Source organism: Brachybacterium sp. GPGPB12 (genome assembly GCF_038396325.1).
GTDB classification, from domain to species: domain Bacteria; phylum Actinomycetota; class Actinomycetes; order Actinomycetales; family Dermabacteraceae; genus Brachybacterium; species Brachybacterium conglomeratum.
Map to the genome: position 1 here is coordinate 3,185,621 of NZ_CP149573.1, position 22,505 is coordinate 3,208,125.

At 73.4% G+C, this 22,505-nt stretch carries 15 protein-coding genes, 1 tRNA gene and 13 pseudogenes; 13 read left to right on the forward strand and 16 right to left on the reverse strand.

Features of this window, described 5'->3' with window-relative positions; translation table 11 throughout:
* Window positions 1-49 precede the first annotated feature (49 nt).
* The 3 genes and pseudogenes from WKH84_RS18610 to WKH84_RS18620 all read left to right on the forward strand — a co-directional run bounded on the left by WKH84_RS18610 (window position 50) and on the right by WKH84_RS18620 (window position 3,772).
* On the forward strand, window positions 50-439 hold the full coding sequence (locus WKH84_RS18610) for a heavy metal-responsive transcriptional regulator (protein ID WP_341854719.1): 390 nt from the start codon (window positions 50-52) through the stop codon (window positions 437-439).
* A gap of 458 nt (window positions 440-897) precedes the next feature.
* Window positions 898-2,358 (forward strand): annotated as a pseudogene (locus WKH84_RS18615) (AbgT family transporter); the annotation flags it as partial.
* Between the two features lie 201 nt (window positions 2,359-2,559).
* Window positions 2,560-3,772: pseudogene (locus WKH84_RS18620) on the forward strand (pyridoxal phosphate-dependent aminotransferase).
* Here WKH84_RS18620 and WKH84_RS18625 read toward each other — a convergent pair.
* Window positions 3,667-4,197: a DUF1304 family protein gene (locus WKH84_RS18625; RefSeq protein ID WP_341854720.1), complete on the reverse strand. Its 531-nt coding sequence runs from the start codon at window positions 4,195-4,197 to the stop codon at window positions 3,667-3,669. The pseudogene WKH84_RS18620 and the gene WKH84_RS18625 overlap by 106 nt on opposite strands.
* A 98-nt stretch (window positions 4,198-4,295) precedes the next feature.
* Between WKH84_RS18625 and WKH84_RS18630 the strand changes: the two genes are divergently transcribed.
* Window positions 4,296-4,892 (forward strand): TetR/AcrR family transcriptional regulator, encoded by a 597-nt coding sequence (locus WKH84_RS18630; protein WP_341854721.1) that lies wholly within the window; start codon window positions 4,296-4,298, stop codon window positions 4,890-4,892.
* Window positions 4,889-5,312 (forward strand): annotated as a pseudogene (locus tag WKH84_RS18635) (organic hydroperoxide resistance protein). Before WKH84_RS18630 ends, WKH84_RS18635 begins: the two are co-directional and overlap by 4 nt.
* A 104-nt stretch (window positions 5,313-5,416) precedes the next feature.
* On the opposite strand, the pseudogene WKH84_RS18640 reads toward WKH84_RS18635, so the two are convergent.
* The 11 genes and pseudogenes from WKH84_RS18640 to WKH84_RS18690 form a co-directional block, all read right to left on the reverse strand.
* A pseudogene (locus WKH84_RS18640) lies at window positions 5,417-6,392 on the reverse strand (zinc-binding dehydrogenase); the annotation flags it as partial.
* Window positions 6,393-6,616: 224 nt separating this feature from the next.
* Window positions 6,617-8,060, reverse strand: a pseudogene (locus WKH84_RS18645) (FAD-dependent oxidoreductase); the annotation flags it as partial.
* Window positions 8,061-8,115: 55 nt separating this feature from the next.
* The gene (locus tag WKH84_RS18650) at window positions 8,116-8,763 is read right to left on the reverse strand and encodes a formate/nitrite transporter family protein (RefSeq protein ID WP_341856962.1); all 648 of its coding nucleotides are present in this window, start codon (window positions 8,761-8,763) and stop codon (window positions 8,116-8,118) included.
* 52 nt (window positions 8,764-8,815) lie between these two features.
* Window positions 8,816-10,339 (reverse strand): annotated as a pseudogene (locus WKH84_RS18655) (transglutaminase N-terminal domain-containing protein); the annotation flags it as partial.
* A complete protein-coding gene (locus tag WKH84_RS18660; protein WP_341856963.1) occupies window positions 10,332-10,667 on the reverse strand; it encodes an alpha-E domain-containing protein in 336 nt (111 codons plus the stop codon). The gene WKH84_RS18660 and the pseudogene WKH84_RS18655, both read right to left, overlap by 8 nt.
* Before the next feature lie 64 nt (window positions 10,668-10,731).
* Window positions 10,732-10,869, reverse strand: a pseudogene (locus WKH84_RS18665) (alpha-E domain-containing protein); the annotation flags it as partial.
* Window positions 10,870-11,017: 148 nt separating this feature from the next.
* A pseudogene (locus tag WKH84_RS18670) lies at window positions 11,018-11,530 on the reverse strand (alpha-E domain-containing protein); the annotation flags it as partial.
* A 240-nt stretch (window positions 11,531-11,770) separates the two neighbouring features.
* Window positions 11,771-11,893 (reverse strand): hypothetical protein, encoded by a 123-nt coding sequence (locus WKH84_RS18675; protein ID WP_341857040.1) that lies wholly within the window; start codon window positions 11,891-11,893, stop codon window positions 11,771-11,773.
* A gap of 45 nt (window positions 11,894-11,938) precedes the next feature.
* Window positions 11,939-12,136 (reverse strand): annotated as a pseudogene (locus WKH84_RS18680) (hypothetical protein); the annotation flags it as partial.
* An 89-nt stretch (window positions 12,137-12,225) separates the two neighbouring features.
* Window positions 12,226-12,495 (reverse strand): annotated as a pseudogene (locus WKH84_RS18685) (circularly permuted type 2 ATP-grasp protein); the annotation flags it as partial.
* 172 nt (window positions 12,496-12,667) lie between these two features.
* Window positions 12,668-13,347 (reverse strand): annotated as a pseudogene (locus WKH84_RS18690) (AIM24 family protein).
* A 160-nt stretch (window positions 13,348-13,507) separates the two neighbouring features.
* Here WKH84_RS18690 and WKH84_RS18695 point away from each other — a divergent pair.
* From WKH84_RS18695 to WKH84_RS18715, 5 genes are all read left to right on the forward strand, one after another.
* On the forward strand, window positions 13,508-15,061 hold the full coding sequence (locus tag WKH84_RS18695; protein WP_341854722.1) for a protein kinase: 1,554 nt from the start codon (window positions 13,508-13,510) through the stop codon (window positions 15,059-15,061).
* The gene (locus tag WKH84_RS18700; RefSeq protein ID WP_341854723.1) at window positions 15,040-15,390 is read left to right on the forward strand and encodes a hypothetical protein; all 351 of its coding nucleotides are present in this window, start codon (window positions 15,040-15,042) and stop codon (window positions 15,388-15,390) included. Before WKH84_RS18695 ends, WKH84_RS18700 begins: the two co-directional genes overlap by 22 nt.
* Before the next feature lie 644 nt (window positions 15,391-16,034).
* Window positions 16,035-16,307: a hypothetical protein gene (locus WKH84_RS18705; protein WP_341854724.1), complete on the forward strand. Its 273-nt coding sequence runs from the start codon at window positions 16,035-16,037 to the stop codon at window positions 16,305-16,307.
* 62 nt (window positions 16,308-16,369) lie between these two features.
* A complete protein-coding gene (locus WKH84_RS18710; protein ID WP_341854725.1) occupies window positions 16,370-16,564 on the forward strand; it encodes a hypothetical protein in 195 nt (64 codons plus the stop codon).
* 74 nt (window positions 16,565-16,638) lie between these two features.
* Window positions 16,639-16,710: transfer RNA gene (locus WKH84_RS18715), tRNA-Thr, on the forward strand.
* Window positions 16,711-17,153: 443 nt separating this feature from the next.
* On the opposite strand, the gene WKH84_RS18720 is transcribed toward WKH84_RS18715, so the two are convergent.
* The 4 genes and pseudogenes from WKH84_RS18720 to WKH84_RS18735 form a co-directional block, all read right to left on the reverse strand.
* Window positions 17,154-18,287, reverse strand: a complete 1,134-nt coding sequence (locus tag WKH84_RS18720; protein ID WP_341854726.1) for a hypothetical protein — start codon at window positions 18,285-18,287, stop codon at window positions 17,154-17,156.
* A 310-nt stretch (window positions 18,288-18,597) separates the two neighbouring features.
* Window positions 18,598-18,984 (reverse strand): alpha-glucosidase C-terminal domain-containing protein, encoded by a 387-nt coding sequence (locus tag WKH84_RS18725; RefSeq protein WP_341854727.1) that lies wholly within the window; start codon window positions 18,982-18,984, stop codon window positions 18,598-18,600.
* A gap of 386 nt (window positions 18,985-19,370) precedes the next feature.
* On the reverse strand, window positions 19,371-20,375 hold the full coding sequence (locus WKH84_RS18730; protein WP_341854728.1) for an alpha-amylase family glycosyl hydrolase: 1,005 nt from the start codon (window positions 20,373-20,375) through the stop codon (window positions 19,371-19,373).
* 190 nt (window positions 20,376-20,565) lie between these two features.
* A pseudogene (locus WKH84_RS18735) lies at window positions 20,566-21,242 on the reverse strand (uracil-DNA glycosylase).
* Between the two features lie 116 nt (window positions 21,243-21,358).
* On the opposite strand from WKH84_RS18735, the pseudogene WKH84_RS18740 reads away from it, so the two are divergent.
* The 3 genes and pseudogenes from WKH84_RS18740 to WKH84_RS18750 all read left to right on the forward strand — a co-directional run.
* Window positions 21,359-21,640, forward strand: a pseudogene (locus tag WKH84_RS18740) (DUF3263 domain-containing protein); the annotation flags it as partial.
* A gap of 210 nt (window positions 21,641-21,850) precedes the next feature.
* Entirely contained in the window at window positions 21,851-22,018 is a 168-nt protein-coding gene (locus tag WKH84_RS18745; RefSeq protein WP_341857041.1) for a hypothetical protein, read from the forward strand.
* On the forward strand, window positions 22,015-22,470 hold the full coding sequence (locus WKH84_RS18750) for a LytR C-terminal domain-containing protein (protein WP_341854729.1): 456 nt from the start codon (window positions 22,015-22,017) through the stop codon (window positions 22,468-22,470). Before WKH84_RS18745 ends, WKH84_RS18750 begins: the two co-directional genes overlap by 4 nt.
* Window positions 22,471-22,505: the final 35 nt, after the last annotated feature.

Here is a 22,505-nt window from a genome sequence, read left to right on the forward strand (position 1 = left end):
CAGGGAAAGGTCAAGATGAACGTGGAAGCCGTTCGAGCAAGGAGGCGCCGTGCGGATCGGTGAGCTGGCCGAGGCCAGCGGCACCACAACCAAGACGCCGCGCTTCTACGAAGAAGCCGGGTCGCTGCCCGCACCGGACCGAACCGCCAACGGCTACCGCGACTACGCCGCTGAAGCCCTGGCGCGCCTGGGCTTCATCCGCCGCGACCGCACCGCTGGGTTCACTCTGGCCCAAATCCGCGAGGTCCTCGACATCCGCGACGCCGGGGTCGCACCCTGCCGGCACGTGCAAGATCTGCTCGAGACCCGCCTGGACGACCTGGACCGCCAAATCGCCGACCTACAGGCACTGCGACACACCGTCGCCCAACTCAGCGACAGCGCCGCCACGGTCGACCCGACCAACTGCGACGCCACGACCATCTGCCGCTACCTGTGATCCGCACGGTCCCGAACCTGGCTGGCGCAGTGCCCACCGCTTGGTGCCGAACAGCGTCCCGGGGACCGATCGACCCGGCCCCGCTGGCCATCGCTCGTCAGTGAGACCGCCACGAAGCGACCGAAGAACCCCGCCAATTAGCGGACGGAGTCACAGACCCCGGGGCGGGGTGCGGTCACCTCGCGGTCGGGTGCGGCGGGTCGCGGGGACATCGACGACCTCCGGTCTGCGGCTCTCAGGGGTGTCGCGGACGGTCGCCGAGCGGCGGCGCGACAGCGCGACGGATTAACTATAACCATGAAAGTAATGCTCGTCGAGAGCTCGGCCCCCGCCCGGGCCGACGGGGCCGGGCGCCCCCGCAGGGGCCGGTCGCGCCCGTCTATCGTGGAGAGCCGTGCGCGCCCCCGCGCGCTCCGTCCGCTCCGTCGGACGCCGTCCTCGATCTCCGCGGGAGCACGATGTCCTCCACGACCACGACCAACGGGCCGCGCCGTCTGGACCGGGTGCTCGACCTGGTCGAACGGGCGGGCAACCGGCTCCCGCACCCGCTGGTGCTCTTCGCGGGTCTCTTCCTGATCACGGCCCTGCTCACCACGCTCCTCGCCGCCACCGGCGCCGAGGTGCAGGTGCCCGGTGAGGAGGAGCCGCGACCGGTGCGCTCCTTCTTCAGCGGCGAGGGGCTGACCTGGTTCACCACCACGCTGGGGGAGAACTACATCGGCTTCCCGCCGCTGGTGAACGTACTGCCGATCGTGCTCGCCGTCGGCATCGCCGAGGGGTCCGGGTCGCTCAGCGCCGCGATCCGGCGCCTGTTCGGCTCCGCCCCGCGCTGGCTGCTGCCGTACGTGGTCGCCCTCGTCGGCGTCAACGGCAACCTCATGTCCGACACCTCCTTCGTGGTGATCCCGCCGCTGGCCGCCCTGGTCTTCGCCGCCGCGGGCCGGCATCCGCTGGCCGGGATGATCGGAGGCTTCGCCGCCGTCGGCGCCTCCTTCTCCACCACGATGATCCCCTCGCCGATCGACGCGAACTTCTCCGGCATCACCGCCTCGGTGATGGAGTCCCTGCCCGCCTCGCTCGGCGCCGCCCCGGTCACCGTGGTCTCGAACTACTGGATCAACCTCGCCTCCTCCCTTGTGGTGGTGGTGGCCTGCGGATTCCTCATCGACCGGGTGCTCGAGCCGCGGCTGGAGCGCGCCGGCGTGCCCCGCACCCTCGCCCCCGAGGACGAGGGCGCCACCGCGGGCTCCGAGGCGAGCGCCGACGGCTCGATCAGCCCGCAGGAGCGGCGCGGACTGCGGTGGGCCGCGCTCTCGCTGCTCGCGGTCGTCTCGCTGATCGCGGCGCTCGCGACCGTGCCCGGCTCCCCGTGGCAGAAGGACGGCGGGGGCCTGCTGCCCGACTCGCCCTTCATGGGATCGATCGTGTTCTTCCTGGTGGTCGCCTTCTCCGTCACCGGCATCGTCTACGGCGCGATCGCCGGCACCGTCCGCTCCGGGGGCGACGTCGCCGGCCTCATGGGCCAGGGCCTGCGCTCGATGACCGGCTTCCTCGTGGTCGCCTTCGCCCTCGCCCAGTTCCTGGCCCTGTTCTCCTGGAGCGGGATCGGCACCTATCTCGCGGTGCACGGCGCCGCCCTGCTGGAGCACGCCGACCTCGGCGGCCTCCCCGTGGTGCTCGGCTTCGTGGTGCTGTGCGCGCTGACGAACCTGCTGATCACCTCCGGCACCTCGATGTGGGGGCTGATGGCGGTGGTGTTCGTGCCGATGCTCGCCCTCAGCGGGCTGGAGCCCGCCTTCGTGCAGGCCGCCTTCCGCATCGGCGACTCCTCCACCCAGATCATCACGCCGCTGAGCCCCTATCTCATCGTCTCGCTGGGGATGGTGCGCCGCTACGAGCCCGGGGCCGGCCTCGGCACCCTCGTCGCGCGCCTCGCGCCCTTCACGCTCGTGTTCCTCACGGCCTGGACCGCGGTCTTCGCTGGTGTTCTGGGGGCTCGACCTCCCCGTCGGCCCCGGCAACGGCATCCGCCTGGGCTGAGCGGCGGTGCGAGACGGCTCGGCGTCGCCGCGCCTGCGGCGATACCCTGTCGCCCACCCCGAGTAGGCCAGGAGCCCCGCATGATCTTCACCCAGTCCTCCAAGCGCGCGACGTCTGCTACGAGATCCGCGGGCCGGTCCCCGCAGAGGCCGCCCGCATGGAGGCCGAGGGCCACAAGATCCTCAAGCTCAACATCGGCAACCCCGCGCCCTTCGGCTTCGAGGCGCCCGACGAGATCCTCGTGGACATGATCCGGAATCTGCCCACCGCGCAGGGCTACTCGGACTCCAAGGGCATCCTCCCCGCGCGTCGCGCGGTCGCGCAGTACTACCAGACCCGCGGCATGCCCGGCGTGGGGCTGGACGACATCTACCTCGGCAACGGCGTCTCCGAGCTGATCCAGATGACCTGTCAGGCCCTCGTGGACGACGGCGACGAGGTGCTCGTCCCAGCCCCGGACTACCCGCTGTGGACCGCGTCGATCGCGCTCGCGGGCGGACGCGCCGTCCACTACCGCTGCGACGAGGAGCGGCAGTGGTGGCCCGACGTCTCCGACATCGCCGACAAGGTCACCCCGCGCACCAAGGCGATCGTGGTCATCAACCCCAACAACCCCACCGGCGCGGTCTACCCCGAGCACGTGCCGCGGGAGATCGTCGAGGTCGCCCGCAAGCACGGGCTGATGATCCTGGCCGACGAGATCTACGACAAGATCCTCTACGACGACGCGGTCCACACCCACATCGCGAAGCTCGCCCCGGACCTGCTGACCATCACCTTCAATGGGCTGTCCAAGGCGTACCGGGTGGCGGGCTTCCGCGCCGGCTGGATGGCGCTGTACGGGCCGAAGGAGCATGCGGCCAGCTTCATCGAGGGCCTCGACGTGCTCTCGAACATGCGCCTGTGCCCGAACGTCCCCGCTCAGCACGTGGTCGCCACGGCGCTGGGCGGCTACCAGAGCGTGAACGAGCCGCTTCTTCGCCCGGCGGCCGCCTGCGCGAGCAGCGGGACGTCGCCTACGAGGGCCTCAGCGCGATCGACGGCGTGAGCGTCGTGAAGGCCTCGGGTGCGCTGTACATGTTCCCGCGCATCGATCGCGAGATGTACCGCCTCGAGGACGACGAGCAGTTCGCCTACGACCTGCTGCGCTCGAAGAAGCCGCTGGTCAACCACGGCACCGGCTTCAACTACCCCGAGCCCGACCACCTGCGTCTGGTGACCCTCCCGCAGGCCGACGTGCTCGCCGACGCCGTGGACCGCATCGCCGACCACCTCGCCTCGATCCGCCGCTGAGGGCGCCCGGGCGCACCGCGGACGGGGAGGGTCAGAGCGAGCAGGCCGATCACCGTCGCGAGCACGGCCAGCGGCGGGAGCGCGCCCTGCTTCACGGCGGCGGCGCGGTGCGCGGGGGAGCTCAGCAGCGCAGCACGGTCGCGGCGGCGAGCATCGACCCGGTCCCGGCCAGCAAGCAGGGTCGCCCCCACGGTCATCGTCCCCACGAGGACGAGCACCGCGCCGAGCGCCGCGAGCACGGCGAGGAACAGGTTGTAGAAGCCCTGGTTGAACGCCAGGTCGCGGGTCGCGGCGACCTCCTGCGGACTCTGCTCGCCGAACACCTTCTGCGCCTGCGCCCCGCCCCAGGCGAGGGACTCCAGGCGGAAGATGACCACGTGGAGAGCGGCCGCGGCGAGGGCCAGGATCGAGCCGAGGGTGAGCATCGCGACCTCCGAGGCCTCTTGGAATGATCATTCCACTATAGTGGGTCGCGCCCGGTGCCGACAGCCCGGGCGAGGAACGACGACGAGCAGGAGGGGTCATGGGACGACGGTCCGCCTTCGCGCGGGAGGACGCCGTGCGCTCCGCCCGCGACGTGTTCTGGAGCGAAGGGTACGAGTCCGCCTCCATGGCGAGCCTGCAGCGGGCCACCGGACTGAACGCCAGCAAGCATCTACCACGCCTTCGGCTCCAAGCGCGGTCTGTTCGACGCCGCGATCGAGGACTACCTCGAGTGCGTCGTCCGCCCCGGGCTCGCCCGCCGCGGGCGCCCGAGGTCGCCCCCGATGCTCTCGAGCGCTACTTCCTCGCGGCCCGCGCGCTGTTCGCGTACCCGTCCGGCCGCACCCTCCCCGACGGATGCCTGCTGGTGAACACCGCCTGCTCCGGGCTCGCCCGGGACGACGGGATCGCCGAGGCCGTGCGCGCCTATCGCGCCGAGTCGCTCGCCGCCTTCACCCGCGGCGCGCAGGCCCGACGCCCCGACCAGTCGCCGCAGGAGCGCGCGCGGCTCGTCGAGACCTGCGTCGCGCCGCTGATCAGCGCACTGGTCATGACCCGGGTGGACCGGGATGCGGCCACCGCCGCGCTCGACTCCGCCCTCACCGCAATCCAGCACCAGGAGCAAGCACACCCATGAAGCCCCTCTACACCACCGAAGCCCTGGCCACCGGCGGCGGCCGCGACGGCCACGTCGATGTCGCCGAGTCGGATCTCGCCTTCGACCTCGCCGTCCCGACCGCCATGGGCGGCACCGGCGCCGGCGCCAACCCCGAGCGACTCTTCGCCGCCGGGTACTCCGCCTGCTTCCACTCCGCCCTGCAGGCCGTCGCCCGGCGACGAGAAGGTCGCGATCGACGGCTCGAGCGTCGGCGCCCGCGTCACCATCGGCTCCGAGGAGTCCGGCGGCTTCTCGCTCGCCGTCGAGCTCGAGGTGGTCATCCCGGAGCTCGACCACGACACCGCCCAGGCGCTGGCCGACGCCGCGCACCAGGTGTGCCCGTACTCGAACGCCACCCGGGGCAACATCCCGGTGGTCGTCACCGTCACCGACGACTGATCGCTCCGCGTCCTGCGTCCTGCCTTCAGGCGTCGGGCAGGTGCGAGGAGCCCCGGCGGGATCGCTCCCGCCGGGGCTCCTCGTCCTGCGGCATCTTCGCTCACGGGCGCAGCGAGCACCTTGCCCTGTCGGCCGTCGGTCAGCGTGGCCGCCACGGCGGCGGCGACCTCGTCCAGCGGGAAGGTGGCCGCGACCGGCAGGGTGACCTCGCCGGAGAGGAGGCCGGAGAAGATCTCGCCGATGAGCCGGCGACGCACCTCCGGTGCCATCTCCGCCGAGACCCGGGCGCCCCAGAAGCCCTCGACCTTCAGATCGCGGAAGATGATCGGGCCCGAGGGGAGCGCCATGGTCGAGCCGCCCATCGCCCCGAAGACCACCAGGCGACCGCCGTCCCCGAGCAGCGAGAGCACCTGGCCGGCCGCCTCGCCGCCCACGGAGTCCAGCCCCGCCGCGACGTGCGCCTCGCCGATCAGGGCGCGAGCCTGCTCCTGCCAGTCCTCCCGGTCGGTGGCGACGACGTCGCCGATGCCCTGCGCGGCGAGCTCCTCGACGCCGCTCGCTGCGCCGCACCAGGCTGATGACGCGGATGCCGCGCGGCCGTGCGAACTGCGCGATGAGGCGGCCGACGGCCCCGGTCGCGGCGTTCTGGACGAGCACTTCGCCGGGCGCGAGGTCGAGGTGCTCGAGCAGGGAGACGGCGCTGAAGGGCATGGCCACGAGCTGGGCGGCGGACTCGTCCGGCGGCTCGGCGGGCACCGGGATCAGCGAGGAGGCGGGGGCGGTGAACAGCTCCGCCCAGGCTCCGGTGATCCCGGTCGCCGCGACGCGGTCGCCGACGGCGAGGCCCTCGACGCCCTCGCCGAGCGCCTCCACCACCGCGACGGCCTCGGCTGCCGGCGCCCGAGGGCGCGCGGGGCGGACGCCGTAGGAGCCGCGGATCGTCCACAGGTCGTGGTGGTGGATCGGGCTCAGCGACATCCTCAGCGGCGCCTCGCCGGCGGCCGGAACGGGGGTGTCGGCCTCAGCGGTGCGCAGGACGTCGGCGGGATCGCCGAAGCGGTCGTAGGTGACGGTGAGCATGGGGGTCGCCTCTCGATTGTGGAACAGTCATTCCACTATAGCGGCGGGGCGCCTCCCTGCGCCGTGCGCGGGCCGTGCTGTTCGGGGTCTCACAGTCGCGGCCGCGACGGCGCCGGGTGATGCAGAAGGGCCGGGGGCCGGGACCGGTGCTCCGGTCCGACCCCCGGCCCTGCGGCGGGGTGCCTGCTGCTCGTGCGCGGCTCAGGCGTGCGTGGGCGCGGTGCGCCCTCGCGGGAGACGCGCACCATCTCCTCGCGCTCGACGACCTTGATGCGGGCACGGGGCTCGCCGTCGGCGTCCACCGCGGCGGCGCCGAGGCTCCTCTCGTGCTCGTCCAGCGCCATCCAGCCGTCCCAGGTCGTGTACTGCACGCCCCGGTCCTCGAGCAGGCGCAGGATCGCGTCGTCGTCCCGCTCGGGGGCGGGGGAGAGGCGACCGGCCTCGATGTCCTCGAGCAGGCAGGTGATGGTCTCGATCGCGTCGGACTTCGTCGCGCCGATCAAGCCGACGGGGCCGCGCTTGATCCAGCCGTTGGTGTAGGCGCCGGGGATGACGGAGCCGTCGGCCTCTGTGACGCGGCCGGCCTGGTTGAGGATGACGCCGCGACGGGCGTCGTAGGGCACGCCCGGCGACTCGGAGCCGTGGTAGCCCACGGCCCGGTAGACGGCGCCGAGGTCGTAGTCGACCATCTCGCCGGTGCCCACGAGCTCGCCGGCCTCGTCCAGGCGGGTCCGCTCGAAGCGCATGCCGGTGACCTTGCCGTCCTCGCCGAGCACCTCGACGGGGCGGTGCCAGAAGTGCATGTGGAGGCGGCGCTGGACCGGCCCGCCCTCGCGGTCCGTCGGCTCCTCGCCGGCGGCCTCGCGGCGCTCGCTGCTCCTCGAGCCAGCCGACGAAGGTCTGCACGACCTGGTCGGTGCGCTTGTCGGCCTTGATGGCCTCCCACTGCGCCTCGGTGATCTGCTCGAGATCGCGGGGATCCATCACGACCTGCAGGCCCTTGGGATGGGCGAGCTCGCGCGCCTCGAGCGGCGAGAACTTCGTCTGCGCGGGGCCGCGGCGGCCGAACACGTGCACGTCCGTCGTGCGCGCGGCCTGCAGGCCCTCGTGCACGTTCGCCGGGATCTCGGTGCGCAGCGGCTCGTCGGCGCTCTTGGAGAGCACGCGGGCGACGTCGAGGGCGACGTTGCCGTTGCCGATCACGGCCACGGACTCCGCGTCGAGCTCCCAGGTGCGGGGGTAGTCGGGATTCCCGTCGTACCAGGCCACGAAGTCGGCCGCGCCGTGGGAGCCCTCGAGCTCGATGCCGGGGATCCGGAGGTCTGCGTCCTTGAGCGCGCCGGTCGCGTAGATCACCGCGTCGTAGTGGGTGCGGAGGTCCTCGGCGGTGAGGTCGGTGCCGAACTCGACGTCGCCGAGGAAGCGGATGTCACCGCGGCCGAGGATCCGGTGCAGGGCGGTGATGATGCCCTTGATGCGCGGATGGTCCGGGGCGACGCCGTAGCGGATCAGGCCGAACGGGGCGGGGAAGCGGTCGAACAGGTCGATGCTGACCTCGAGCTCGCCGCTCTTGACCGGGGCGGAGCGCAGCAGGGTCTCTGCGGCGTACACACCGGCGGGGCCGGAGCCGATGACGGCCAGGCGGAAGGGTCGCTGGGAGGAGGACATCACACCTCGGTCTCGTGGCGCCGTGGCGCCGGGTCGCAATGATTTCCGCACCACTCTATATGCGGAATTCGTCATCACCCCGGTCACTGTGAGCCGCTCGACGCCACGACCGGCGGCTCCTGCGATCGCGAGGGAGCCGCCGGGCGGGTCTCAGCTCTTCGCGAGGTCCTCGGCGCCGCGGCGGTGGATCGACCAGAAGTACGCACCGACCAGCACCGCACCGCCGACGATGTTGCCCAGCGACGACGGGGATGAGGTTGTCCCAGATCACGGCGCCGACCGTGATCGAGGAGTAGTCCCCGAGCGACTTCCCGGCCTCGGTCAGCGCCTCGCCCTCCCAGAAGCCGGCGCCGGCGCCGTACTTGACCAGCAGGCCCATGGGGAGCATGAACATGTTCGCGACCGAGTGCTCGAAGCCGGTGGCGACGAACAGCGCGACGGGACCGGCGACGGCGAGGATCTTGTCGGCGACGGTCTTGCCGGCCGTCGCCGCCCACACGGCCAGGCACACGGCGAAGTTCGCGAGCACGCCGAGGAAGAAGGCCTGGTGCCAGTCGTGGGAGACCTTCGCCTGGGTGGTATCCAGCACCACCATCCCCCAGGCGGAGCCGTTGGTGGCGTGGGTGCCGGCGAGGAGGATCAGCGGCGCGACCGTGACCGAGCCGATCAGGTTGCCGCCCGCGGAGACGCCCCAGTGACGCAAAGATCTGCCCGGTCGTGATCCGGCGGGACAGGCGCGGCATGGAGGTCATCGTGGTGCCGGTGAACAGGTCGGAGCCGCTGATCACCACGAGGCCCAGGCCGACGGAGAAGACGACGCCGCCGATCAGCTTCGCGATCCCGACGGGCCACTCGCCCATGCCCTGCTGCGAGGTCACCATGAACACGAAGCCGAGCGCGATGAAGGCGCCGCCGCTGAGGGACGCGAGGAACATCTTCCCCAGCGGCGCCGTCGCCTTCGCGAACATCGCGTCCTCGAGCGCCTTGGTGAGGGGCTTCGGAGCGGTCGCGGCGGTGGACGGTGCGGGCGCCGGCGCGGCGGCCGCGCGGGGTTCGGGAGCTGGGCTGGTCATCGGAGGAGGTCCTTCGTTGGAGACGGGGTGGGGAGGGCCGTCCCCGCGCTGCGAGGGGAAGGAGGTCCGGTGGTCGGCCGCCGTGCCGCGCGGTGCGGCACGAGGGGAGCCGGGCGGGTTCCCCTGCGGTGACCAGGAGCCAGGGTACGCCCGGTCCGGCGCGGCGGAGGGGACCTTCGTCAGTCGGCGGACTCGGTCCCCGCCGTCTCGGGCACGACGCCGACGGCGACCCTCAGGGTGCTCGCTGGCCCCGGGCGGGCCGACCACGATGCCCTTCAGCGGCGGCACGTCCGCGTAGTCCCGGCCCCAGGCCGTGGTGACGAAGCGCTGGTCCACGAAGGTGCGGTTGGTGGGATCGATGTCGACCCATCCCGTGCCGGGCACGAGCACGCTCAGCCAGGCGTGCGAGGCGGCCGAGCCGATCATCTGCCCGGCCGGCTCGGTGCCCAGCGCCCCGCCGGCCGACGGGGCGGTGCGCAGGTAGCCGGAGACGTACCGGGCGGCGAGCCCCGCCTCCCGCACCGCGGCGACGCCCACATGGGAGAAGTCCTGGCAGACGCCGTGCCGAGCCCCCAGCACCTCCTCGAGGGTGGAGGTGACGGTGGTGGCCGCGGAGTCGTAGGTGAACTCGGTGTGGATCAGCGCCGTCAGCTCCGCGAGGCACTCGCCGACGGCGCGTCCCGGCCGGAACACCTCGGCGCTGATCTCCCGCGCGGCGGTCCCGCCCGGGACCCGCGGGGAGGGGTGGACGAAGTCCAGGCTCGCCCCGGGCATCGGCGCGCCCCAGTGCTCGGGGGTGCACTGCTCCCAGGGACGGGACATCGGCTCGAGCCCGTAACGGCGCTCGGCGACGGAGACCCGGGCGTGGGAGTGCACGTCGAGTCGCTCGTGCGGGGCGTCGACCAGGAGATAGGTCGAGGAGTTCCCGTAGAAGTCGGTGTGCGCGGTGAGGCGGGCGGGCGCCGGATCGACGACCACCTCGTGCGAGAGCACGCGCTGGTGCGGGGTGGCGCGCGGCTCGACGTGGGCGCGGCCGTAGTTGCGGGTGACCGGCTTCGCGTAGCGGTAGGAGGTGAGGTGGTGGACCCGGTAGTGCACCGGGTCCAGGGCGGGGGCGTCCTCCTGGCGCAGCGGGATCAGCGGACGCGCGCCGTGAGGGGTCGCGCCGTCCTGTCCGGGCCGGGCGTCGGGTGCGTTCTCAGACATCGTCGACCCCCCATCGCGAGGTGGATTCCGAGGCGCGGAAGAAGCGGTCCTCGAGGGCGGTGGCGAGGGTGCGCAGGGACTCCGTCGCCGCGTCGATCTCCGCCAGCGGCGCGGTGGGCGCGTCCTCACCGGCGGGCGCGCCCGGCGGCGGGCGCAGCAGCTCGTGCGGCTCCCAGGCGGCGAGGCGGGTGCGCGGCGCCGACATCGGTGCGCGCGGCTCGGGGGAGGGCGCGGTCTCGGGCGACCGGTCCAGGGCCTGGCCGAGCCGGTCCAGCTGGAAGGCGAGCGAGCGCGGCGGCGTGGTGTCGCTGAGCAGCGGCTCGACCAGCGCTCCGGCGCACGGCGGCGTGGAAGGAGCGGCGGTAGGAGGCGCCGGACTCGGTGATCAGTGCGACCGCGTTCGCGATCCGCTCCTCCGCGGCGCGGCCGCGGCGATGGCCGAGGGCCGCGCGCAGCGGCGCCAGCAGGCTCATCGTCCGCTCGATCTTGCGGCCGATCTCGGTGAGGTCCCAGCCGAGGTCGCGGGGCATCGCGTCGGCGACCGCGCCGGAGAGGGTCAGGCTGACCGTCGACGATGTCGGTGAGCCACTGCTCCAGCGGGCGCGGGTCCACGATCCCGCCGCGCACCTGGAGTCGCAAACGCGTGATCACCGGCCACACGTCGTCGGAGATGAGGTCGCGCAGGGTGCGGGTGGTGTGGGCGAGCGCCGCGGCGGACTGCGCGAGGGAGCCGGGCCTGCCGACGTCCCCCAGCAGGCTCTCGATCTCCAGCCGCACCGCCTCGCCGTCGCGGAGGTCCAGGTCGTGGAAGCCGGGATAGGTGGTGGTCACCTCGGTCACCGCCCGCAGCAAGCACCGTGCGGGCGGTGCGGGCGCCGCGGCTGTGCTCGGCGTCGAGGTCGTTGGAGGTGTCCAGCACGGTGCGCGCAGGCGGGCGGTGGAGTCGACGCGCTCGAGATAGCGGCCGAACCAGAACAGGTCCGAGCCGACCGAACGGGTCATCGTGGGGTAGGCGGAGACGCTCGCGCGCCGCGACGCCGGCTCCGCGGCCGGGCGGCCGGCCGGCTCCTCGTCGGGGACCGCGGACGTGTCGGGGACGGCGACCCACACGTCCTTGAGCGCCTCGGGGCCCTCGTCGGCCGTGCGCGCGATCCCGCCGGGCGACACCTCGAAGCCGTCCTCGGTCCCCATCACCAGCAGGCTCAGCGTCACGGGCCGTCCCGTGAGCTCCTCGCCGCCCGACGGGTCCAGGGAGGGCCACAGCGCAGGGGCGGCGTCCGCGGGTGCGGGCCGCGGCTGCAGGTCCTCGTGCAAGATCTGCCGGCACAGGTCGGGCGCCGCCGCGCGCAGGGCCGGGTTCTCGAGCAGGCCCGCGCCCAGCGGGTTCAGGATCTCCACGTCGCCGCGGCCGCGCCGCCTCGACCAGGCCCGTCACACCGCCCAGCGGCGTCGGCCCGAGGTCCAGGGGGTCCAGCGGCGGCGAGGGGACCAGCCGCACACCGCGTCGACCGGCTCGCCCGGGGCGGAGGCGAGGCCCGACAGGCGCAGGGTCACGGCGCCCGCACCGGCGCGCAGGTCCCCGACCGACACCGTCGGCGCGCCCAGCAGGTTCGCCAGCCAGCTGTGGTCGAAGGCGGCCAGCGGCTCCTCCGCGTCCTCGAGGAGCACGACGGGGCGCCCGGCGCGCCCGTCGGCCCGGGTGCGCTGATGGAAGGACGTGCGCGGCGTGTCGAAGAAGGGGTGGAGACGGCGCATCTCCGTGCTGCGGTACAGCGACGGCGCGGCGCGGGAGAGCACCCGCCGCGGCTCGAGGGTGAGGCCCGCGCCGCGGGGACGTCCACCGCGTCCCCGTGCACCACCCAGGCGCCCTCGGCGGTGCGGGAGACGGTGGTGCTGACGGCGAAGAGGTGGTGGGCGCCGCGGGCGGGGATCCCCACCGCCGGGCGCAGGTAGGCGAGGTCCGCGAGCGGCTCGGCCGCCGGTGCGACCTCGGTGTCGAGCACGGTGCGCGGTCCGTACAGGTCCGCGTACAGGGCGTCCAGCGACCGCACCCGCTGCACGAGCCCCGCCGACAGCTCCGCCCAGGACTCCGCGTCCAGCACGACGGGCACCGGGTCGAGGGCGGGGGACGGGGCGGAGACGTCGGCCGCGAACATCGTCGCGGCGCTCGCCGCCGCCCGCCGTCGACCCGTGGGGCCGAGGGCGGTGAGCTCCTCGGCCAGGGCCTGCGGATGCGTGATGGTCACCGGGACATCGTAGACACGCGGCCCGGACGTGCGGTGACGGCGGGGCCGAGCGGTCGGCCCCGCCGGGTCGCCGCGGGCACGCTCAGGAGGCGGCGACCACCGGCGCGCCCTCGGAGGGCTGGACGACGACGAAGCCCGGGCCGTGGAAGCCCAGCTGGAAGGACTCCCCGGAGCCGCGGCCGATCAGCGAGCCCATCTTGAAGTCGTTCTTGATCTGCGGCTGGAGGTTCGCGGACCAGCACACCGCGGCCTGCGGATCCACGAAGGTGGGCCGCTGGGAGCAGTCCAGCAAAGCATCGGCGGCCCGTCGGAGGTGACCGCGACCATCCCCTGCCCCTGCAGGAACAGGTTGAACAGGCCGCCGGCCATGAAGCCCGCCCCGCCCAGCGAGCGGATGTCCCACTGGATCGAGGAGTCGAAGGCGAGCATGTTGCGGGTGTTGAGGGTCAGCGCGTCGCCCTCCAGCTGGAGCAGGAAGATCTCGTTGTTCTGACGGGCGAAGAAGATCTCGCCCTGGCCGCGGGTGCGCATCATGTTCCCGCCCTCGCCGGTGGCCATCTTCTTCAGCGGCTTCATGCCGCCGCCGGAGCCCTGGTAGGAGAAGTCCATCTGCCCCTGGTAGGCGACCATCGCGCCCGCGGCGGAGATGATCTCCGGGGCCTGCGGGTTCAGCGCGCACCGCAGCATCTTGGAGGACTGCAGCGCCCATCGGTCGTTGGTCTGGCGCTCCTGGTTGGAGGCGTCGAACAGGTTCGAGCGCATGGCCCCTCATCTCGTCGGTCGACCCGCATCGGTCGATGGGTTCCCAGCGACGCCCACCGCGCCGCGGTGGGATCGTCTCACGTCCAGGGCCGCGTGGGGACCCTGTGGGGGTGCGGTGAAGCCGCCGCTCGCCCGTGCAGGGCCTCGTAGCATGGGGCCCATGTCCGACTCGCGCACGCCCCGACGACCTCCGGCCGCCAGCGATCCGCGGCTGGAGGCGCTCGCCGAGGACTCCGGCTACGAGGTGCTGGGGCGGATCGGCGCGGGCGGGATGGGCATCGTCTATCGCGCGCACGACGCCGACGGGAGAGACGTCGCGATCAAGATCTCGCGCCACGAGATCGCCGACGACCCCCGTGCGAGGGAGCGGCTGGCCCGCGAGGTCGCCGCCCAGCAGCGGGTGCGCAACGACAACATCGTGCGGATCCTGGACGCGGAGCTGGAGTCCTCCGACGCCTTCGTGGTCACCGAGTTCGTGCCCGGGCCGACGCTCGAGGACGCGGTGCGCACGCACGGCGGCCTGCACCCCGAGGCGGTGCGCGAGGTGGGCCTGGTGCTGGGGGAGACGGCGCGGGTCATCCACGAGGCGGGTGTGATCCACCGCGATCTCAAGCCCAGCAACGTGCCGCTGCGCGGCGCGACCGAGGGGGACCTCTCGGGCTTCGACCCCGACGGGGACGGCCTGGACCCCGTGATCATCGATTTCGGCATCGCGATCGCCGCGGAGGAGTCGCGGCTGACCTCGACCGGCCTGGTGATGGGCACCGCCGCCTATCTCGACCCGGAGGTGGTGCGCACCGACCGCACCGTCGAGGCGGGGGACTGGTGGTCATGGGCGGCGATGCTCGCCTTCGCCGCGACCGGGCGGGAGCCCTTCGGCACCGGACGGGCGGACCTCGTGTTCCTGCGCGCGGAGCGCGGGGAGATCGACATCGACGGCGTGCCCACCGAGCTCGGCGACTGGTCGCGCTCGGCCCTGTGCGCCGACCCCGCCGAGCGCGCGACGCCCCAGGAGGCGCTGGCGCGCCTCGCCGAGCTCGACCTGGACCGCTACGACGACCCCGGCGACACCGAGGCGTTCGAGGCCGGTCCGCGCACCGCGGTGCCGCCCGTCCTCGGGGCGGACGGAACCCCCTCGGCCGGTGCCGCGACCCCGGCCGACGAGGTGGAGGGGACGGGCGCCGAGGGCGCGACCGAGGCCCTGCCGGCCGGCGACGCCGCGACCGAGGCGTTGCCCCGCGTCGCGGACGCGGGCGAGCGACCCACGGAGACCCTGCCCCGCTATGCGACCCCGGACGATCCGCCCACCGAGGTGATCCCGGTGACGGGCACGCCTACCCGGGCGGCGCCCGTGGTGCCGCCGTCGGCCGGGCCCGTCGGAGCCGCGGGCCCGTACGGCGCCGCGCCGCAGGACGCCTCGCCCTACGGCGCGGCCGCGTCGCCGCAGCGGACGGCCCCGCAAAGACCACTCGCAGCCGTACCCGCGGCCGTACCCGCGGCCGGCGCCGACGCAGCGGCCCGCGCACGGCGGCGGGCAGACCGCGCCCCAGCGGCTCGCCCCGCGAAGACGGGGTGCCTCCGCAGCGACTCGCCCCCCAGCAGATGGCGCCCCACCCGATGGCACCCCAGCAGATGGCGCCGGCGCAGGGCATGTGGGCGGCGCCGCCGGCCCCGCCCCGTCGGCCGCCGCTGGTGTGGACCGGGCACCTGCTGATCGTCGCCCTCGCCGCGCTCGCCCCCTACATCTCGCTCGGCGTCCTGCTCCTGCTCGGCGCGCTCGCCCGCACCTGGGAGCGCGACCACCGCTCCGTGACCGCGCGCCGGATGCGCGGCGCCACCGGCTCCGGACCGACCTGGGCGGCAGGGCTGGCCGGCCCCTTCCGCTTCCTGCTGGGACTGCTCGAGGTCACGCCGCAGGCACTGTTCCCGCTGGTCCTCGGCCTGCTCGTGGGCCTGGCCCTCGACGCCGCCTGGACGCCGCTGCAGGGCTCGCCGCGCCCGACGGGGTCGCCTTCGCGACAGCCATGGCGATCACCCTGCTGATCACCTGGGTCGGGCTCGGCGGCCGCACCACCCGCGATGGCGCCCATCGGATGCTCGACGCGGCCGCACCCGACATGCTGTGGGGCGCGATCGTACTGGTCTTTGCTCCTGCTGCTGCTCGGCGCGGTGGTCTTCGCGCTCGTGACCCGCGAGGGGATGGTGGACTACCTCCCCTTCCCGCACGGGCCGCGGCTGGACGACATCGCGCTGTGGAGACGGTGACGACGCCTCTCCTGCACGGTGGCGCGTGTGCTCACGGCGCGGGGGCGGGTGAGGTCGCTCATCCCGTTCGGCTCCGTCCAGGCGGCCACGGTTAAACTCTGCACGACCCACCACCGACCGCTGCCCCAGCCCGGGGCGAGGAGATCACATGGCCGCGTCCGGTCCGTCCCAGTCGGCGCAGGAGCGCCGCGAAGCGCGCGCGAGGCCCTGCGCACGCGCCGCCAGGCAGAGCTCAAGCGTCAGCGCACCGTCCGCACCATCGTGATCGCGGCGGTCACCGTCGTCGCGCTCGTGCTGGTCGCCGCCGCCGGTGTGTTCATCTACCGCCAGGCGCGCCGGCGGGTCCCGTCGCGACCCCCGAGGGCGTCGCTGAGGACCAGCCCTACCTCCCGATCGGCGCCCTCGAGGACTCGGGCAAGCCGGTGCTCGAGATCCACCTCGACTTCATGTGCCCCGTCTGCGGCCAGTTCGAGGAGATCAACGGCGCGGACCTCCAGCAGATCGTCGAGAACGAGGAGGCGACCGTGCACCTCGTGCCGCGCCGCTTCCTGGACACCCAGTCCACCACCGGTGACTACTCCTCCCGCGCCGCGAACGCTCTCGCCTGCGTGTGGGAGGACGACCCCGACAACGCCATCGGCTTCCAGCAGCCTGATGTTCGCCAACCAGCCCGCCGAGGGCGCGCGCGGGCCTGACCGACGAGCAGATCTGGGGCTACGCCCAGGAGGCGGGAGCCTCCGACGAGGTCCAGTCCTGCATGAGCTCGAAGACCTACCAGCCGTGGGTGCGCCAGGTCGTGGACCCCTACGGCGAGGAGACCGGCGGCGGCACCCCGTACGTCGAGATCGACGGCGAGACCTTCGGCTCGGACAAGTGGTCCCAGCCCGGCCAGTCGCGCGAGGCCGTGCTCTCCGCGGGCGGCGAGTCCGCCTCCGACGGCGGCGAGGGCTGAGCCGCAGGCCACCCCGGGGCCCACGGGCCTCTACACTCTCAGGGGACCGGTCGCATCGCGGTCGGTCCCCTCTCGCTGGAGTGGCGCAACGGTAGCGCACCTGTCTTGTAAACAGGTGGTTGCGGGTTCGATTCCCGTCTCCAGCTCTCGCCCCGGTCCCCGCAGGACCATGCGGCGACCACGCAGGAAAGAGCCCCTCGCCGGATCGCTCCGGCGAGGGGCTCGTGCGTGCGGGGCGGGCCCGGTGGGTCAGAACGTCTCGTAGGACACCTTGTTCACCGTGAAGCCCTTGCCGGTCATGACGTTCCAGCAGGTCATCCCGTCGAAGCGGCTCGTGCACGCCACGTCGCCGCGCTGTGCGCTGCGGTCGTACTCGAGGGTGGGCGCGGAGTCGCTGAGGAAGGACGAGCCGCAGGCCCGCTCAGCGTCCTCGCCCGCGACGGTGATCGAGAACGGGCCGTTCTCGCAGTCCTCGAGCCCCGCCTCGGAGAAGTCCCGCTCCACGAGGGAGCAGGAGACGGAGTCCTCCTCGAGGTGGCGACTGATGTTCCCGGTGGGGGAGCGCGGCTCGGTCATCTCCTCGGCGCCGTCAGGGGCGGGGGAGACGGGATCCTCGGTGGTCTCCTCGGTCGTCTCCTCGGTGGTCTCCTCCGGAGCGGCCTCGGCGCTGGTCGTCGAGCTGTCGCGCTGGTACTCCTCCTCGTCGGGGGCGAACAGGGCGCGGGCACCCAGCCCGATCACGAGCAAGCAGGATCAGGGCGAGCACGAGGCGACCGCCGCAGGCGATCAGGGCCCGCTTCCGGTCGCCGTCGTCGGAATCGTGCTCCTCCTGCGGAGGTCGGCCGACGGGCGGCGGGGCCGAGGCGGGGCCCTGCGAAGCCGGACCCGGGGACGCCGGGCCCTGCTCCCCATAGGGGTACTGCTGCTGTCCGTAGGGGCTCTGCCGATCGGTCGGATGCGACGAGGCGGCGGCGCCCGCGGCGGCGGACGCGGCGACGGCCGGCATCTGCCGGGTCGGCGAACCTGGCCGCGGGGCCGGAGAGGTCTGCGAGGTTGGGGACGTCTGCGCGGCGGGGGCGGCGCCGAGCGGGACCACGGAGGCCTTCGGCGACAGTCGCACCGAGGAGGAGCCCTCGGCCGCAGGCTGTGCGGAGGGCGACGGGCGCGCGGCAGGCGCCGGCCCGCCGACGTGGGCCTCGCGCGCGGGCGGGGCCGGGGGCGGCGTCGTGCCGGGGCGCTCGTCGGCGGAGGCATCGGCTCCCGCGGCTCCCGCACCCGCGGCGCCGGCCGCAGCGGCGCCGGTCGCTCCGGCGGCGGTGCCCCAGACGAGTGCCTCGGGGACCTCGTCCCAGGCGGAGGCGTCGTCGTCGAGCCCGGGCTGCGACGCCGACGCGGGCCGCTCCTCGGCAGACTGCGACTCCTGCACGGCGGTCTGCTCCGGGTCCGCGGGCTCGGGCTCCTCGTCGGGGACCACCTGGTGCGGCTGGGTGGGCTCGCCCTCGTCGAGGTCGTCGTCCTCGTCGGACTGCTCGGTGCCGGCCTCGTAGGCCTGCTTCGCCCACTGGTTCGTGGCCAGGATCCACTGGCGCGCGACCTCGGGGGCCGAGGGGTTCATGACGATCAGCCGATGCAGCTGGGGGTGCTTCTCGGTGAGCTCGAGGAGGCGTTCCGGACTCGTGCCCGGATCGGCCGCCTCCTCCGCCGTCGAACGGTGCTCTGCCACCGTGCTCTCCCTTCCTTACGGCTTCACGGCAGGGCGCTCGCGGCTCGCGGGGGCGGCCTGCCGATCCATGAGAATGGCACATCGGCGCGCTCCGAGGCACTGCGAGGCGCCCCCAGGCAGCGGTGACCCGCAGGTCACCGGGGCCTCGCGGCCCGCTCGTCGGACGGTCCGGGGTGCACTCTGACCTGCGGCGACCCCGAGAACCGACCCCTCGAGGTGCCGCAGAGCCGGCATGTGACGGGGGTCTCGGCCGTGGAGGCGGCAAAAGGGGCGCGGGTGCCGTCGGCCCGCGTGCGGGGGCCGGGCGCGGTCAGCCCGCGGTGATCACCGGCGCCGCGGTGGTGGTCGTCATCGGCTCGCCGTGGGCGTCCAGCGGACGCACCTTCAGCCAGTAGACGCCGTGCCCGCCGAGGGTGAGGGTGAGGGTGCCGGCCTCGTCCACCGCCGGGAACTCATGCCCGCCGAAGAGGTCCCGGACGGTGCGCCGGTCCATCCCGGTCATCTCGAGCCTCGCCGTGACCGGCTGGGAGGACAGGTTGAACACGCACAGCGGCGTCTCGGCGTGCGCCTCCGCGTCCTCGCCGTGCTCGGCGCCGTCGTAGGTGCGGGTGAAGGCGAGCACTCGCTCGGAGTCCGCAGGGATGTTCCGGTACGCGCCGAGCCCGAAGGCGTCGTGCTCCTTGCGCACCGCGAGCATCCACCGCACGAAGTGCAAAGAGGGAGCCGGAGTGCGCCAAGTGCGCCTCGACGTTGGTGGTCGAGTAGTGGTAGACGAGCGACTGGATCACCGGCAGGTAGAGCTTGCCCGGGTCGGTGATCTCGCTGAACCCGGCGTTGCGGTCCGGGGTCCACTGCATCGGGGTGCGCACCGCGTCGCGGTCCTCGAGCCAGATGTTGTCGCCCATCGCGATCTCGTCCCCGTAGTAGAGGAACGGGGAGCCGGGCAGGGACAGCAGCAGGGCATGGATCAGCTCGAGCTCGGAGCGGGAGTTGTCCAGCGGCGGCGCCAGGCGCCGACGGATGCCGACGTTCGCGCGCATCCGCGTGTCGGGCGCGTACCAGCCGAGCATCGCCGAGCGGTCCTCACCGGAGACCATCTCGAGGGTCAGCTCGTCGTGGTTGCGCAGGAAGGTGCCCCACTGGGCGCCGACGGGGATCTCGGGGGTGTCCTCGAGGATGTCGATGATGTGGCGGGCGCGCCCTCGCGCGCGCGTAGAACAGCCGCGGCATCACCGGGAAGTGGAAGCACATGTGGCACTCGGGCCGCTCAGGGGTGCCGAAGTACTCCACCACGTCGGCCGGCCACTGGTTCGCCTCGGCGATGATCACGCGGCCCGGCCAGCTCTCGTCCACGAACTCCCGCGGCTCGGCGAGGAACTCGTGGGTCGCCGGCAGGTTCTCCCCGTCGGTGCCCTCCTCCTCGAAGAGGTACGGGATCGCATCGGCGCGGAACCCGTCGATGCCCTTGTCCAGCCAGAAGCGCACCACCTCGAACATCGCCTCGCGCACCGCGGGGTTCTCGAAGTTCAGGTCCGGCTGGTGCGAGAAGAAGCGGTGCCAGAAGAACTGCCGGCGCACCGAGTCGAAGGACCAGTTGCTCTCCTCGGTGTCCACGAAGATGATGCGCGCGTCCTGGTACTTCTCGTCCGTGTCGGACCAGACGTAGAAGTCCCCGTACGGGCCCTCGGGGTCGGAGCGGGACTCGAGGAACCAGGGGTGCTTGTCGGAGGTGTGGTTCATCGGCAGGTCGATGATCACGCGGATCCCGCGCCGGTGCGCCTCGGAGACCAGTCGCTCGAAGTCGGTGATCGAGCCGAACTCCGGCGAGCACCTGCTCGTAGTCGGAGATGTCGTAGCCGCCGTCCCGCGCGGGGAGGCGAAGAAGGGCGGCGACCACAGGCAGTCGATGCCGAGCCACTGCAGGTAGTCCAGGCGCTCGATGAGGCCGGTGAAGTCCCCGGTCCCGTCGCCGTTGCCGTCGGCGAAGGCGCGCACCAGCACCTCGTAGAACACGGCCTTGCGGTACCAGTGCGGGTCGTAGTCGACCCCCGGGCCCTGCGGGGAGAACTGGGCGGGGTTCAGGGGCATCGGGACCTCCACGGCGGCTGGGACGGCGGACGCGCTGGCACCACAATAGTGTCCGCCGCGTCGGCGCGGACCCCTTCGGCGGCCGACGGACCGGGCGGTCTCCTCCGGCCCCGTCGGGCGCGGGGTCGCGGGGCCCGCCGCCGCAGCGGGACCGGCGCGCTCTCGGCCCGGGCCCGGTCCCAGCCCGACCTCAGTCCCGGATCCGCCAGTCCACGGGTCCGGCGCCCTGCGCCTCGAGCAGCGCGTTCACCTGCGAGAAGGGACGGGAGCCGAAGAAGCCGCGAGAGGCCGACAGGGGGCTCGGGTGCGGGCTCGCCACATGCGGCACCTCGCCCAGCAGCGGGATCAGCGACTGCGCATCGCGGCCCCAGAGGATCGCCGCGAGCGGCCCGCCGCGGGCCACCAGGGCGCGGATCGCGTGCTCGGTGATCTCCTCCCAGCCGCGACGTCGGTGGGAGGCCGGGGCGCCGGGCGCGACGGTGAGGACCCGGTTCAGCAGCAGCACCCCCTGGTCCTGCCAGGAGGAGAGGTCGCCATGCGCGGCGGGGGCGATGCCGAGATCGCTCTCGAGCTCCTTGTAGATGTTGGTCAGGGAGCGGGGGAGCGGGCGCACGTGCCGCTCCACCGCGAAGGACAGACCGATCGGGTGCCCCGGCGTGGGATACGGGTCCTGGCCGACGATCAGCACCCGCACCTCGGACATCGGCCGGGTGAAGGCGCGAGCACCGCCTCGCCGGTGGGCAGGTAGCCGCGGCCCGCGCGGACCTCCTCGCGCAGGAAGCCGCCGATCTCGTGGAGACGGTCCTCGACGGGGCGGAGGGTCTCGGCCCAGTCGGGGGCGATGATCTCGGTCAGGGGAGCAACCATGGAGGCAGTCAACCATCCGCGGGCGGCGCCGTCGGGGCGCGTCGGCCCCTCCCGGCGAGGCATCCCTCACGACCTGCGCCGGGCGGCGGCGTGGCGGCGCGGGGGAGCGGTCGCGGGTGCGTAGCCTCGGTCCATGCCCTCCGCCTCCGACGAGCCCGCTCGCGCCGACGTGCGCCCCTCCGACGCCCCGTCGTCGGAGCGCATGTCGTCGGAGAGCCCGGCGCCCGAGCGCACGGCGTCCGAGCGCGTGCCGTCCGAGCGCGTGCCGTCCGAGGTCGCGGCCGCCGGGGCCGCAGGGGGCGCTCACCGAGCGGGACCGGCGGATCCTCGCGCTCGAGGGGCGCACCTTCCGCTACGTCGGCGCGAAGGAGCGGGCGATCCGCGAGGAGATCGGTCTGTCGAAGGTCGCCTACTACGTGCGGCTGAACGCCCTGCTCGACGAGCCGGCGGCGCGCGCGCGCCCCCGCCGTCGTCAACAGTCTCCGCGCCCGGCGCACCTCCGAGGACGGCGGCGCCTCCCTCGGCGGCGACCATCGCGTGGCCTGAGCCATCCGTCTCCGGGGCGTGTGCTCCACCCCCGATCCGGGTCGACCATGTTAAATGGGTCCGTGGCTGATTCCCAGTATCCCTACCCGCCGGACCGATTCGACGACGAGGCGGACGCCGTCACCTTCCATGGCGCCCACCGCGCCGAGCTCCCCTTCTGGCGGGAGAACCTGCTGTACATCATCATCATCGGCGCGGCCGTGGTGCCGCTGGTGGTCCGCTCTTCGTGATCGGCGGCATGGGCGGCGGCGACGACGGCGCCGAGGGCCCGGCCTCCAGCTCCGAGAGCGCCTCGAGCGAGGCCGCCCCCGAGGAGAGCCCCTCGGAGGAGCCCGCCCCGGAGCCCGACCTCTCCGTGCCCGTCCAGGTGATCAACGCCGGCAAGATCAACGGCCTCGCCGGCACCTGGCAGGAGGAGCTCCAGGGCGAGGGCTGGGAGGACGTCAGCGTCGCCACCGCCGACAGCCCCCAGCAGGAGCCCGTCGTGTTCTACCGCGACGAGGCCGACGCGGACACCGCCCAGGCGCTCGCCGAGCAGGTCGGCGCCGGCGAGGCCCGCCAGAGCGACGAGTACGACTCGCCCCTGACCTTCGTCGCGGTCACCGAGCCCGGTGACGGCGGCGACGAGGGCGACGGCGGCGACGGCGACCAGGGTGATCAGGGCGGCGAGGGCGAGGGCTGACCCCTCTCCGCACGCCCCTGCGGCCCCCGCGACGC

Bases quoted from the DNA above. Each gene is read 5' to 3' on its own strand.
- WKH84_RS18625 (WP_341854720.1), bottom strand. From the start codon at position 4,197: ATGCTCACCCTCGGCTCGATCCTGGCCCTCGCCGCGGCCGCTCTCCAC.
- WKH84_RS18630 (WP_341854721.1), top strand. From the start codon at position 4,296: ATGGGACGACGGTCCGCCTTCGCGCGGGAGGACGCCGTGCGCTCCGCC.
- WKH84_RS18695 (WP_341854722.1), top strand. From the start codon at position 13,508: ATGTCCGACTCGCGCACGCCCCGACGACCTCCGGCCGCCAGCGATCCG.
- WKH84_RS18710 (WP_341854725.1), top strand. From the start codon at position 16,370: ATGAGCTCGAAGACCTACCAGCCGTGGGTGCGCCAGGTCGTGGACCCC.
- WKH84_RS18725 (WP_341854727.1), bottom strand. From the start codon at position 18,984: ATGCTCGCGGTGCGCAAGGAGCACGACGCCTTCGGGCTCGGCGCGTAC.
- WKH84_RS18730 (WP_341854728.1), bottom strand. From the start codon at position 20,375: ATGCCCCTGAACCCCGCCCAGTTCTCCCCGCAGGGCCCGGGGGTCGAC.